Raw genomic sequence first — 12,279 nt, 5'->3', positions numbered from 1 at the left:
ATGGCGCGCACCCAACAGACTGGCACCGAGATCCCACCGCCCCGGGACCCGGCCGCACCGCACACACCGCCCCCGGCCCGCACCCGCCCCCGCAACCGCCCGCAGCCACGCCTGTGGACCTGGCTGCTGCTCCCCGGCACCCTCTGGATGACCGGCTTCCTCGTCGCCTCCCTCCTCCTCGTGGCCACCCTCGCGCTCGGCACCACCGACCCGCTCGGCAATCCGCGCTTCGGCCTCAACTTCGCCAACCTCACCGCTCTGGCCGACCCCGCCTACCGCACCGTCCTGCTGCGCTCCCTCGGCTACGCGCTGATCACCTGCCTCATAAGCCTGGCCGTGGCCTACCCCGTCGCCTACGCCATCGCCCTGCGCGGCGGCCGCTTCAAGAACCTGCTGATCGCCGCGATCGTCGTGCCGTTCTTCGCCAACTACCTGGTGCGCATGTACGGCTGGTCCGTCGTCCTCTCCGACGACGGGCCGCTGCTGCGGACCCTGCGCGCGATCGGCCTCGCCGATGACGGCACCCAGATCCTCCAGACGGGCGTGGGAGTGATCGCCGGACTCGTCTACGGCTTCGTCGTCTTCATGATCATCCCGCTGTACGCGGCGATGGAGCGCATGGACACCTCGCTCATCGAGGCCGGCCGCGACCTCTACGGCGGCCCGCTGCGCACCTTCCTCTTCGTCACCGTCCCCGCCACCCGGCAGGGAGCGGCCGCCGGCTGCGTCCTCGTCTTCCTGCCCGCCATGGGCGACTTCGTCAGCGCCCAGCTCATGGGAGGACCCGACCAGATCATGATCGGCAACCTGATCCAGGACAAGTTCTTCCAGGGCCAGAACTGGCCGCTCGGCTCGGCCCTCACCATGCTGCTGATGGCCGTCCTGTTCCTCGGGATGCTCGGCTACCTGCGGCGCACCCGCAAGGACGAGGCGGAGGCGACCCGATGAGCACCCCGCAACGCCGCCGGCGCGGAGCCGAGCGCCGCCCCCGCTTCGCCATCGCCGTCACCGCCCTCTTCTTCGCCCTCCTCTACCTCCCCGTCGGCGTCGTCGTCCTGTTCTCCTTCAACTCCCAGAAATCCCTCACCGTCCTCGACGGCGTCAGCCTCCGCTGGTACTCGGCGCTCCTCCACGACGAGGTGCTCCTCGACTCGCTCGGCATGAGCCTGCGGGTGTCCCTGGTCGCCATGGCCGGCTCGCTCGTCCTCGGCGTGGCGCTGGCCCTGGGGCTCGTACGCAGCCGCAGCCGCCTCGGCTCCTTCGCCGGCCTGATCATGCTGGTCCCGCTGATCACCCCGGAGATCGTCACCGGCGTCGCGGCGATGCTCCTCTTCAAGGGCCTCGGCATCACCCTCTCCACCACCACCGTCATGCTCGCCGAGATCACCTTCTCCATCTCCTACGTGACGGTCATCCTCCGCTCCCGCATCGCCGCCCTCAACCCGGAGGTCGAGGAGGCCGCCATGGACCTCGGCGCCACCCGCAGGCAGGCCCTGCGCCTGGTGACCCTGCCCGCACTGCTCCCCAGCATCCTCGCCTCGGCAGTGCTGATCTTCGCCCTCGTCTTCGACGACTTCGTCCTCGCCTACTTCACCACCGGCGTCGACCCGCAGCCGCTGTCCGTCCGCATCTACTCGGCGATCCGGTTCGGCGTCCAGCCCACCATCAACGCGGTCGGCACCCTGATGCTGGCCGGATCCATCGCCCTCATCGTCCTCGCCCTCGCCATCCCGCGCCTGTTCGGGCGCCGCGGCGGACTCGACCTGCTCTCCGGGAAGTGACACCCATGCCCGCGACACCCGAGCACCCGACCACCACCACCGCCAAGACCGCGCTGACCCCCACACCCGTCTTCCCGACCCCCGCCGTCCGGCTCGACCGGGTCAGCAAGCAGTACCCCGCGGCCGGCGGCGCCCACGCCGTCCGCGACGTCGAACTCGACATCGCACCGGGCGAGTTCTTCTCCCTCCTCGGCCCCTCCGGCTGCGGCAAGACCACCCTCCTGCGGATGATCGGCGGCTTCTCCGACCCCACCGCCGGCAGCATCCTCCTCGACGGCCAGGACGTCACCGGCCTGCCGCCCAACAAGCGCAACGTCAACACCGTCTTCCAGAGCTACGCCCTCTTCGACCACCTCTCCCTCGCGGACAACGTGGCCTTCGGCCTCAAGCGCAAGGGCGTCGGCCGCGCCGAGATCCGCGAGCGGGTCGGCAGCATGCTCGACCTCGTCCAGCTCGCCCACCTGGCGAACCGCAAGCCGCCCACCCTCTCCGGCGGCCAGAAACAACGCGTCGCACTCGCCCGCGCCCTCGTCAACCGGCCGCAGGTCCTGCTCCTCGACGAACCGCTGGCCGCACTCGACCTCAAACTGCGCCGCCACATGCAGGTCGAGCTCAAGCAGATCCAGCGCGAGGTCGGCATCACCTTCGTCTTCGTCACCCACGACCAGGACGAGGCACTGACCATGTCGGACCGCCTCGCCGTCATGAACGAGGGCCGCGTCGAGCAGTGCGGCACTCCCGAGGACGTGTACGAGCGCCCCACGAGCACCTTCACCGCCTCCTTCATGGGCACCTCCAACCTCGTCCCCGGCACCTACCGGTCCGGCCGGGTCGTCCTCGACGACGGACCGGAACTGCCCGTCGGCCACCGGCCGGCCGTAGCCGAGGGCAGCCGGGTCAACCTGTCGATCCGCCCCGAGAAGATCTGGCTGTCCGACCTGGAGCCGGACATGGCCAGGGCCGAGGGAGTCGTCCGCGAGACCGTCTACTGCGGCCCGACCACCACGTACCTGATCGAGCTGGCCCCCGGTGTCACCGTGTCCGTACTGGAGCAGAACACCGTCCGCTCGCGCAGGGAGGACCGCTGGAGCGGCGGCGAGCGCGTCGAGATCGGCTGGAAGCCCGAACACTGCCTCGTCCTGGACTGAAGCCGCCCCGACCGAAGGACACCCCATGAACCACGACGTCATCGTGCTCGGTGCCGGCCTGGCCGGCCTCGCCGCCGCACGCGACCTCGCCGCCGGCGGAGCCGACGTCCTCGTCGTCGAGGCCCGGGACCGGGTCGGTGGACGCGTCGAACAGACCGAACTCCCCGACGGCCGCCTGGTCCAGCTCGGCGGCGAGGTCGTCGGCCGCGCCCACACCGCCTACCTGGCCCTCGCCGCGGAACTCGGCCTCACCCTGGTCCCCAGCTACGTCGCCGAGCCCGGCGCCCTGACCCGCGCCACGCCCGAAGGGGTCTCCGCGGGCGAGGCGCCCCACTGGTTCGGCCCCGGCGACGACACCTGCCACGAGAAGGTCACCGCCGCCTTCTGCGCACTCGCCCGCACCGTCGATCCGGACGACCCCTGGTCCCACCCCGACGCGACGGCCCTCGACCGCGCCCCGGTCGGCGACTGGCTGCGTACCCAGGGAGCCACCCCGGCCGTCATACGCCTGTGGGAGATCGGCCAACTCGCCCTCGCCGACGGCTCGTACGAGCGTACGTCGCTGCTCGCCGCCCTGCGCAAGCACGCCGCCGTACCCGGCCCCGACCACTACGACTACGAGGCCTGGGAGGGGCTGCGGGTCGCCGAGGGCTCCGCGACGGTCGCCCTGCGCATGGCCGCCGCCCTCACCGGGCGCATCCGCACCGGCTCGCCCGTCGAGGCCGTCACGGTCCGCCGGCCCGGCCACTGCTCCGTACGCCTGGCCGGAGGCGAGACGCTCACCGCCGGCGCCGTCGTCAGCGCCCTGCCCGTCGGCCCGCTCCGCCAGGTGTCCGTCACCGGCGTCTGCGAGGAGCGCCTCGCCTCCCTGCACCGGCAACGCCATGCGCTCGCCGCCAAGTTCGTCGCCGCGTACCAGCGGCCCTTCTGGCAGGACCTCGGCCGCAACGGCCTCTCCGAATGCGAAGGGGTCCTCGGCAGCACCTGGCCGCAGAGCGACGGCATCCTCTCCGCCCTCGTACCTCCCGAAAGGCTCGGCGTCCTGCTCGGCATACCCGCCCCGCTGCGCACCCGCGAACTGCTCGCCGACATCGCCCGCCTCTACGGCGACGAGGCGTACCGGCCGCTCGCCACCCACGTCCGGATGTGGGGCACCGACCCGTGGACCCAGGGGTACGTCACCCAGTGGGCCCCCGGCGACGTCACGGCCGTCGGCCCCCGCCACGGCACCCACGAACCCCCCTTCTACGTCTGCGGATCCGACCAGTGGGTCGCCGGCTACATGGAGGGCGCGGTACGCACCGGCCGCGACACCGCCCGGGAGGTGCTGCGCCGTGGCTGACACCGGGACCGGCACCGCGATCGACACCGTCCTCAACCACATCGCGGGCGCCGACCGGCCCGCCGCCTCGGGCGCGACCATGAAGCTGGTCGACCCCGCGACCGGCGCCGTGCACGGCCTCGCCCCGCGTTCCGGCCGGGCCGACACGGACGCCGCCTGCGCGGCGGCCGCGGCCGCGTACGGGCACTGGTCCACGACCACCCCGGCCGAACGACAGCGCGCCCTGCTCGGCATCGCCGACGCCATCGAGGAGCACGCGGACGCCCTCGTGGCCGCCGAGAGCGGCGACACCGGAAAGCCCGCCCGCCAGTTCCGGACCGAGGAACTGCCCGCGATCGTCGACACCGTCCGCTTCTTCGCCGGAGCCGCGCGCAACCTGCCGGGCCTCGCCGCGGCCGAGTACACCGAAGGCCGTACCTCGCTGCTGCGGCGCGAACCGGTCGGCGTCTGCGCCCAGATCACCCCCTGGAACTACCCGCTGATGATGGCGGTGTGGAAGATCGCCCCGGCGATCGCCGCGGGCAACACGACCGTGCTCAAGCCCGCCGACACCACCCCCTCGTCCTCCGCGCTGCTGGCCCGCATCGCAGCCGGCCACCTGCCGCCGGGCGTACTCAATGTGGTCTGCGGCGACCGGGACACGGGGCGCGCGCTCACCGCCCACCCCGAGGTCGCCCTCATCGCGGTCACGGGCAGCGTGCGCGCCGGCCGGCAGATCGCCGCCGCCGCGGCCGCCGACCTCAAACGGGTCCACCTGGAGCTCGGGGGCAACGCCCCGGTCCTCGTCCACGACGACGTGGACGTCGAGGCGACCGCCGCCGCCCTCGCCGCGGTCGCGTACTACAACGCGGGCCAGGACTGCACCGCACCCACCCGGCTCCTGGTGGACCACCGGGTGCACGACGCGTTCCTCGCCGCCTTCGCGGCCGAGGCGGGCAAACTGCGGACGGGTGCCCCGGACGAGCCGGACGCCGACTTCGGTCCGCTCAACAACGCGACCCAGCTCGCGTCGGTACGGGCACTGCTCGACCGGCTGCCGCGGCACGCCGAGATCGTCACCGGCGGCGCACGCCTCGCGCGGCCCGGCTTCTTCCACGAACCGACCGTCGTGGCGGGCGTGCGCCAGGGCGACGAGATCGTGCAGGAGGAGATCTTCGGCCCCGTCGTGACCGTGCAGTCCTTCGCGGACGAGGCGCAGGCCCTGCACCTGGCCAACGACGTCCGCCACGGTCTCGCCGCCAGCGTCTGGACCACGGACCACGACCGCGCGATGCGGGCCACCCGGGCCCTGCACACCGGCATCGTCTGGGTGAACACGCACGGCACCACCGTCTCCGAGATGCCCCACGGCGGTGTCGGGCACTCGGGTTACGGCAGCGACCTGTCGATGGCGGGCCTGCTGGACTACACCCAGGTCAAGCACGTCATGCTGTGAACCCGTCCGGACCGGCCGGACCATCCGGGTCGCTCGGGTTGCCGGGGTTGCCGGGGTTGCCGGGGTTGCCCGGGTTGCCCGGGTTGTCCGGTCTGTCCGTGACGTCCGGGTGGGTCGCGGACACCTCCGTCAGCAGCTCGGGCAGCGAGCCGGGGTAGTGCCGCAGCCGGGAGCGGAGCGCGACCCACCGCTCGGCGGACACGCCACCGCCTGCCCAGCGGGCCAGCAGGGCCGCCGTCTCGACGTGGAGGGCCGCACGGCCGCTCCACGCGGCGTGCGAGAGCGACCCCCAGCCGGAACCCTGGCCCACCCAGGAGGTCAGCAGGCTCGCCGGACGCACCAGTGGAGCCGCCTCGAACGCCGACAGCAGCCCGCGCTCGATCACCGCGGCGAGGTGGCCGAGGGTGGCGGCGGCCGGGTCGGTGCGGGCGTCGAAGGCGAGGGCCCTGGTCCGCAGGGCGTGGCGCGCCGACTCGGCGCTCTCCCCGAGCGGGCCGGTGTCGCCGGGCGGCCTCCACTCGGGTACCCAGGCGGACCGCGGCGGGAGGTACCGCTGCGGGGCGGCCGGCTCGGGGGCCGGTGGCGGCAGCCGGCGCCCGGGACGGGCCGGCTGCCCGGTCCGCAGGACGACCGCCACCTCCGGCGGGCAGTCGGGGCGCCCGGCCAGCACCTCCGCGGCCGTGCGCGGCAGCCGGCGGCCGAGCCGCGCCGCCGCGATCAGTGCCCAGTCGATCCGGTAGGGCTCCTTCAGGACGCGTGCCATGGTGCGCCGGACCACCCAGGGCGCCCGGTCCCCGCGGTGCGCCGCGCGCAGGGCCCGCAGCAGTGCACCGGTGCCGAGCCGGCGTTCGGCGGCCGTGTCGAGGAAGGGCTCCGGATCCGCCTCGGCGCAGGCCAGCGCGATATCGGCGTCGGTCGGGTCGTCGTGGTCGTCGGGGTCGTCAAGGCCGTCGGGACCGTCATGGCCGCCGAGCGCGGCCACCACCTCCCGCACCCGGGCGGTTCCGCCGTGGGCGCGTACCGTCGCCCAGGCGGTGGCGCGCGTGGTCGACCGGTGCTCGCCCCGCCGGTCGAGGAGGGCGGCCACCACGAGGTCCGGCTCGCCGGACAGGAGCGCGCGCTCGTGGTGGCCCGGGTGGTAGCCGCGCCCGAGGGCGGAGGTTGCCGGGTTCCGCAGCCGCAGCAGGCGCGTGGTCCCGTAGTCCACCTGGTGGTTGTCCCGCAGTGCGGCGTCGACCTCGGGGAGGTCCAGGGTGCACAGGGCCCGCTGGGTGTCCCCGCTGCGGACGGCGGCCGCGAGGGCGGCCTGCAACCGGGCGCCGCCCAGGCGCAGGACCGCCTCGGCGACGGGGGCGGGCGGGTCGGACCCCATGTGGAAGAGGGCGGCATCGACGCCCAGCCAGGCCTCCAGGGCGGCGGGGCGCTGGTGGTACGGCAGCAGGGTGGCCAGGCACATGAGGTGGAAGCGCACCGTCGTCCGCTCGCTGTGGGAAAGCCCGTCCGCCGCCCCCGCCATCGCCTGCCCCGTCCGTCCCCGCGGTGCCGCCCCCCGGCCCGGCTTCCGCACCCTAACAAGATCAGCCGTTCAGGGAGGCCATCAGCTCGGGTGCGTAGCGGTCGCCGGAGGCCACGCCGTGCGGCGCCACGGCGTCGATGGCGGCCAGCTCCGCGGGGGTGATCGTCACGGCGGTGGCGGCGACGTTCTCCTCCAGGTAGCGGCGGCGCTTGGTGCCCGGGATGGGCACCGCGCCCTGCTGGAGGGTCCAGGCCAGGGCGAGCTGCGAGGGGGTGACGCCCTTCTCGGCGGCGAGCCGGCGCACCTGGTCCACGACGGCGAGGTTGCGGTGGAAGTTCTCGCCCTGGAACCGGGGGTCGGTGCGGCGGAAGTCGTCGGCGGCGAAGTCGTCCGGGCTGGTGATGGCGCCGGAGAGAAATCCGCGGCCGAGCGGGGAGTAGGCGACGAGCCCGATGCCGAGTTCCCGGAGGGTGTCGAGGACACCGTCGTGCTCGATGCCGCGTTCGAAGAGGCTGTACTCGGTCTGTACGGCGGCCAGCGGGTGCACGGCGTGGGCGCGGGCGATCGTGGTGGGGGAGACCTCGCACAGGCCGATGTGGCGGACCTTGCCGGCCTCGACCAGCTCGGCCAGGGCGCCCACGCTCTCCTCGATCGGGACGTTCGGGTCGACGCGGTGCAGGTAGTAGAGGTCGATGTGGTCGGTGCCCAGGTGGCGCAGGGAACGGTCGGCCGAGCGGCGGATGTACTCGGGGGACGCGTTGTGGCCGAGGAAGGCGCCCTCGTCGGAGAACTCGACGCCGGTCTTCGTGGCGACCACGGCGGCGTCGCGGCGGCCGGTCAGGGCCTTGCCGAGGAGCTGCTCGTTGTGGAAGGGCCCGTAGCCCTCGGCGGTGTCGAGGAGGGTGACGCCGAGTTCCAGGGCGCGGTCGATGGTGGCGAGCGACTCGGTCTCGTCGGTGGCGCCGTAGTGGGCGCTCATGCCCATCAGGCCGAGGCCCTCGGCGCCGACCTTCAGGCCCTGACTGCCCAGTGCGCGGATCTCCATGGTGTGCTCCTCAGCGGTTTCAGCAGATGTAACTAACTGGATAGATAGAGTCTGCGACGCGTCGGCTCCGTTTGTCAATAACCGGATAGTTACTTGCTAGGCTGCGGACCATGGCACGGGATTCCCAAGCGACCAGAGCGCGTCTGCTCGACGCCGCATTCACCGAGTTCGCGACGTACGGCATCGCGGGGGCGCGCGTCGACCGCATCGCCGAGGCCGCGCAGGCGAACAAGAGGCTGATCTACGTCTACTACGGGAACAAGGAGCAGCTCTTCGACGCCGTGCTCCAGCAGGCCCTGGCGACGGGCTCGGAGTCCGTTCCGTTCGATGTCGACGACCTGCCCGGCTACGCGGGTGCGGTCTTCGACCACCTCGTCGAGCGCCCGGCGCTGATGCGCCTCGTGCTGTGGAAGCAGCTGGAGCGCCCCGGATCCACGGACGCGGAGTCCGCCTCCTACGCGGGCAAGATCGAGGCGGTGCGCCAGGCCCAGGAGGCCGGTCGCATCGATGCCCGGCTGGATGCGGCCGATGTGCTCACGCTGGTCATGGGCCTGTCCCAGGCCTGGTTCGGTGCGGTGGGCGGCCCGGCGGCCGGGGGAGGGGCGGACGCCGACTGGGCCGTGGAGCGGCTCACCGCGCACCGGGCGGCGGTGGTGGAGTCCGTACGCCGCCTCACCGCGCCCGGCGCCTGACCCGCCTCAGGCCCGCACGGCCGCGAACGCGTCGTCCCAGGCGGCGCAGCCGCAGTAGTCGCCGTCGCACGGGGCGCCGGCCTCGGCGCCATAGGGTCCGAGGCCCGCCATCAGCGCGAGCACCGCCGCTCGATCCGCCGCCGTCAGAGCGGGCAGGGCCTTACGGGGGTGCAACCCCCAGGCCCCCGGGGGGTCCTCCACATCGGCGACCGGCCGCGCGTCGGCGAACAGGGTGTAGAGGGGATGGTCGGGGAAGCCGTTGAGTCGCAGGACCAGCCAACGTCCCCCGACCCGGGCCGCGTAGGGGAAGACGTGCGAAGCCGCGTCGTGCCACGGCACCCTCGCGGACCCTTCCGGCAGGAACTCCATCACCCCATTGTCCCTGCCGTCGCCGCCGCGGGTCGGCCATCGGCGCGCTCCGTCAAATCCGTGGACGGACCGACATTGATCAAGTAACGTCTGGCTCCGGACCACGCCACGTGAGACGAACGGAAGGAGGCGAGTGCCGTGCAGTTCCCAACCACCCAGCGCTCCCTTCCCGTTACCCCGGTGTGGTACGCCTGATCCGACCGGGAGCGCTCCTGCCGTACACATCCCGGAGGAACCCGTGACCGATCTGGTCATCCGCGCGCTCGACGAGAGCGACGCCCACCTGTTCGACGCACACCCCGACCCGCTGAACGCCCGCGCCGCGCACGAGCGGACCACGCACCGCCCCCAGTGGAAGCGCGTGGCGCTGCGCGACGGCACCGTCGTCGCCCGCGGCGCCTGGTGGGGCGGCCCCGACGACGAGCAACCCGTCAACCTCAACTGGTTCGACGTCGCCGAGGGAGAGGCGGAGGCCGGCGCCGAACTCCTGCGCTCCGCCCCGTGGCAGGTCGAACTCGAACTCAACCTGCCCGGCGACTGGCGCGAGCACCCCGACCTGGCCGCCGCCGCCGAAACCCGCTTCGCCGCCGCCCGGGCGGCCGGGTACGAGCTCCTGGTGGAACGCTTCCTGTACCGCTGGACCCCCGAGCGCGGACTGCCCGACCGGCCCGGGCGCCTGCGCTTCACCCCCGAGCCCGACGACGCGGTCTTCTTCGACGCGCTGCGCCGCATCCACGCGGCCACGCTGGACGCCCACTCACTGAAGGCCATCGGTGAGGGCGGCCTCGACCAGGCCGCGCGCGAGGAACTCGAATTCTTCCACTGGTGCCCGTCCCCGCGTGAGTGGTGGCAACTCGCCCACACCCCCGAGGGCGAACTGGCCGGCATCCACATCCCGGCCCACAACCCCTCCGGACCGACCATCGGCTTCATCGGCGTCCTGCCCGAACACCGCGGCCGCGGCTACGCCTACGACCTCCTCGCGGAGTGCACCCACTTCCTGGTGGAACACGGCGCCGAGGCCGTCACCGGAGCCACGGACCGGGGGAACTTCCCGATGGCCGCCAACTTCACCAAGGCCGGCTTCCCCGTGGTGCGCGAGCGCATCAACTTCCACCCCACCGCCGAGGCCGTCTCCTAGCGGGTGTCCTGCCGGTCATGAGTGGGCGGACCGCTCGCTCCGGATCCGTCCCTGGCGTACTCAGCCGCGGGGGCGGGGAGCGAGCTGTTCGCGCACCCATGCCGGATCGGGGTTGGTGTGCGGCCGACCGTCCACCACGACGGTCGGCACCGTCTCGTTGCCGTCGTTGACCGCCCTGACCGCCGCAGCCCCGGCCGGGTCGCGCCAGATGTCGACCCAGTGCAACCGACCGGCGTCGCGACCCAAGCGGGTTCGCAGCCGGAGGCAGTACGGGCAGCCCGCACGCCAGTAGACGACCGGCCGGCCGTCGAGCGCGCTGCGGCGCTGCGCCTCTGCCGCGCCGATCGACCGCGGGAACGCCAGCGGCGAGTGCACGCCCGCGACGAGGACGAACAGCAGCAGCAGGGGAACGGCGGCTGCGGACTCACCCCTTGCGGCCAGTGCGGCCGCAAGGAGCGAACCGCACACCACGAGCAACACCGGCAGGATCCACGCGCGCATCATGATGACGAAGGCTATCCGGGCCCTCGTCGCGGCAGCACGCGCAGGATGCTCGCGGTTCGCCGCCTGCCTCAGATCCTTCGGAGCGTCATCTCGGCCGTGGCCTCCCGCAGTTGCGGGGTCTGAGCCTGGATCAGGTGGAACATGGCCTCCCGGGCGAGGCGGCCCGCCGTGTTCCCGTACTGGACGGCGCGCCCCCCGGTCGCCGCCACACAGGCGGTGGCGGCCCGCACCCCCAGGTCCAGCGCCGCGGCCCGGTTCTCGATCCGGGCCGGCACCTCCTCCTCGGGGGCCAGCTCGTCGCGCAGGGCGTACGCCTCGGTGCGCAGCCGGGCCCCCTCCTGCGCCAGCCGGTGGGCCAGGTCCTCGTACGCGGCTCCGGCCCGGGGTGCGGCGGCCAGCAGCAGGTCGACGGCCGCGCGCAGATGGCCGAAGACGGCCGGGTTGGTGTTGGCGTTCTCCAGATCGTAGGACCGGGCCCACTCGGACCTGGGCCCCGACGAGATCACGTCGTCCGGCGGTACGACGACGTCCCGCAGCTCCACGGCCGCCGTATGGGTCGCGCCCATCGCCCACAGCGGTGGCGACTCCACGGCGAACAGACCCCGGCCCGGCCCCGGCCCCGCCCCCCGTCCCGGCGCGCAGTCGACGCGCACGAACAGGGCCCGGTCGTCGGCGGTGACGGCGCCGAGGACCGCCACGTCCGTGATGCCCCAGCCGGTCATCCAGGGCACCCGGCCGCGCAGCCGCCAGCCCTCCTCGCACGGCTCCGCGGACACGGGCGGCCGCGGATGGCGCAGGTACGCGAAACCGGCCGTGGCCTGCTTCGCGCCCGACGCCAGGTCGGGCAGCCAGCGCTCGCGCAGCGCGGCGTTGGGACTCTTGGACAGTGCCTTCACGAGGCCGAAGTGCTGGGTGTAGACGAACCAGGTGGACGGATCGACGGCGGCGAGGATCTCGTGGACCTCGCGGACCACCTGCTTCCTGGTGCAACCGCCGGCCGGCGAGGGCTCGTACCCGAGGATCCCGTGCGCGCCGCTGCGGGCCAGTTCGTCCAGATGGGCACGCGAAACGCCCTCCACGGCGGTGCGCTCGGCCTCGGGCCGCAGTACGGCGCTCGCGACGTGGGCCACCGCCCCGACCAGTGGATCGGCCGCCAGGCCCGCCGGCGTCCCCAACTGCGTCCCGTCGCCCGGTAACCCTCGCAACTGCGCTCACCTCACCCTGGATTCGTCCCGTACGCACGGTCGGCGCACCGTCCACGACAGACCCTACGCATGCGCACGCGGGGGCTTCGCACGGGTCCGGT

12 protein-coding genes are annotated in these 12,279 nt (G+C 73.3%); 7 read left to right on the top strand and 5 right to left on the bottom strand.

What is annotated here, in order from left to right:
• From B6R96_RS01230 to B6R96_RS01210, 5 genes are all read left to right on the top strand, one after another.
• Positions 1–948, top strand: coding sequence for an ABC transporter permease (locus tag B6R96_RS01230; protein ID WP_081521244.1), 948 nt, complete (start codon positions 1–3; stop codon positions 946–948).
• Positions 945–1,781: an ABC transporter permease gene (locus B6R96_RS01225; RefSeq protein ID WP_051779035.1), complete on the top strand. Its 837-nt coding sequence runs from the start codon at positions 945–947 to the stop codon at positions 1,779–1,781. The genes B6R96_RS01230 and B6R96_RS01225 overlap by 4 nt, the downstream gene beginning before the upstream one ends.
• Positions 1,782–1,786: 5 nt before the next feature.
• The gene (locus B6R96_RS01220; protein WP_107089465.1) at positions 1,787–2,929 is read left to right on the top strand and encodes an ABC transporter ATP-binding protein; all 1,143 of its coding nucleotides are present in this window, start codon (positions 1,787–1,789) and stop codon (positions 2,927–2,929) included.
• Positions 2,930–2,954: 25 nt separating this feature from the next.
• Complete coding sequence (locus tag B6R96_RS01215) at positions 2,955–4,271, top strand: flavin monoamine oxidase family protein (protein WP_081521243.1); 1,317 nt, start codon at positions 2,955–2,957, stop codon at positions 4,269–4,271.
• 79 nt (positions 4,272–4,350) lie between these two features.
• Positions 4,351–5,706 carry an aminobutyraldehyde dehydrogenase gene (locus B6R96_RS01210; protein ID WP_237291626.1) on the top strand — a complete coding sequence of 452 codons (1,356 nt, stop codon included), beginning with the start codon at positions 4,351–4,353 and terminating at the stop codon, positions 5,704–5,706.
• Here B6R96_RS01210 and B6R96_RS37150 read toward each other — a convergent pair.
• The gene (locus B6R96_RS37150) at positions 5,696–7,222 is read right to left on the bottom strand and encodes a hypothetical protein (RefSeq protein ID WP_081521241.1); all 1,527 of its coding nucleotides are present in this window, start codon (positions 7,220–7,222) and stop codon (positions 5,696–5,698) included. The genes B6R96_RS01210 and B6R96_RS37150 overlap by 11 nt on opposite strands.
• Before the next feature lie 61 nt (positions 7,223–7,283).
• Positions 7,284–8,267: an aldo/keto reductase gene (locus B6R96_RS01200; protein ID WP_081521240.1), complete on the bottom strand. Its 984-nt coding sequence runs from the start codon at positions 8,265–8,267 to the stop codon at positions 7,284–7,286.
• A 110-nt stretch (positions 8,268–8,377) separates the two neighbouring features.
• Here B6R96_RS01200 and B6R96_RS01195 point away from each other — a divergent pair, with 110 nt between their 5' ends.
• Positions 8,378–8,959 (top strand): TetR family transcriptional regulator, encoded by a 582-nt coding sequence (locus tag B6R96_RS01195; RefSeq protein WP_081521239.1) that lies wholly within the window; start codon positions 8,378–8,380, stop codon positions 8,957–8,959.
• A gap of 6 nt (positions 8,960–8,965) precedes the next feature.
• Here the strand turns inward: B6R96_RS01195 and B6R96_RS37595 are convergent, their stop codons facing one another.
• Positions 8,966–9,328 carry a hypothetical protein gene (locus tag B6R96_RS37595; protein WP_203351577.1) on the bottom strand — a complete coding sequence of 121 codons (363 nt, stop codon included), beginning with the start codon at positions 9,326–9,328 and terminating at the stop codon, positions 8,966–8,968.
• Between the two features lie 238 nt (positions 9,329–9,566).
• Here B6R96_RS37595 and B6R96_RS01185 point away from each other — a divergent pair, with 238 nt between their 5' ends.
• Positions 9,567–10,469: a GNAT family N-acetyltransferase gene (locus B6R96_RS01185; protein WP_081521238.1), complete on the top strand. Its 903-nt coding sequence runs from the start codon at positions 9,567–9,569 to the stop codon at positions 10,467–10,469.
• A 60-nt stretch (positions 10,470–10,529) separates the two neighbouring features.
• Here B6R96_RS01185 and B6R96_RS01180 read toward each other — a convergent pair whose 3' ends face one another.
• Positions 10,530–10,973 (bottom strand): glutaredoxin domain-containing protein, encoded by a 444-nt coding sequence (locus B6R96_RS01180; protein ID WP_081521237.1) that lies wholly within the window; start codon positions 10,971–10,973, stop codon positions 10,530–10,532.
• 68 nt (positions 10,974–11,041) lie between these two features.
• On the bottom strand, positions 11,042–12,178 hold the full coding sequence (locus B6R96_RS01175; protein WP_159396251.1) for an acyl-CoA dehydrogenase family protein: 1,137 nt from the start codon (positions 12,176–12,178) through the stop codon (positions 11,042–11,044).
• Positions 12,179–12,279: the final 101 nt, after the last annotated feature.

This window comes from Streptomyces sp. Sge12, from assembly GCF_002080455.1.
Lineage (GTDB): Bacteria > Actinomycetota > Actinomycetes > Streptomycetales > Streptomycetaceae > Streptomyces.
This window is presented reverse-complemented; position numbering and strand designations above follow the sequence as displayed.

Coding starts and splice junctions, on each gene's coding strand:
- B6R96_RS01230 (WP_081521244.1), top strand. CDS start 1: ATGGCGCGCACCCAACAGACTGGCACCGAGATCCCACCGCCCCGGGAC.
- B6R96_RS01225 (WP_051779035.1), top strand. CDS start 945: ATGAGCACCCCGCAACGCCGCCGGCGCGGAGCCGAGCGCCGCCCCCGC.
- B6R96_RS01220 (WP_107089465.1), top strand. CDS start 1,787: ATGCCCGCGACACCCGAGCACCCGACCACCACCACCGCCAAGACCGCG.
- B6R96_RS01215 (WP_081521243.1), top strand. CDS start 2,955: ATGAACCACGACGTCATCGTGCTCGGTGCCGGCCTGGCCGGCCTCGCC.
- B6R96_RS01210 (WP_237291626.1), top strand. CDS start 4,351: ATGAAGCTGGTCGACCCCGCGACCGGCGCCGTGCACGGCCTCGCCCCG.
- B6R96_RS37150 (WP_081521241.1), bottom strand. CDS start 7,222: ATGGCGGGGGCGGCGGACGGGCTTTCCCACAGCGAGCGGACGACGGTG.
- B6R96_RS01200 (WP_081521240.1), bottom strand. CDS start 8,267: ATGGAGATCCGCGCACTGGGCAGTCAGGGCCTGAAGGTCGGCGCCGAG.
- B6R96_RS01195 (WP_081521239.1), top strand. CDS start 8,378: ATGGCACGGGATTCCCAAGCGACCAGAGCGCGTCTGCTCGACGCCGCA.
- B6R96_RS37595 (WP_203351577.1), bottom strand. CDS start 9,328: ATGGAGTTCCTGCCGGAAGGGTCCGCGAGGGTGCCGTGGCACGACGCG.
- B6R96_RS01180 (WP_081521237.1), bottom strand. CDS start 10,973: ATGATGCGCGCGTGGATCCTGCCGGTGTTGCTCGTGGTGTGCGGTTCG.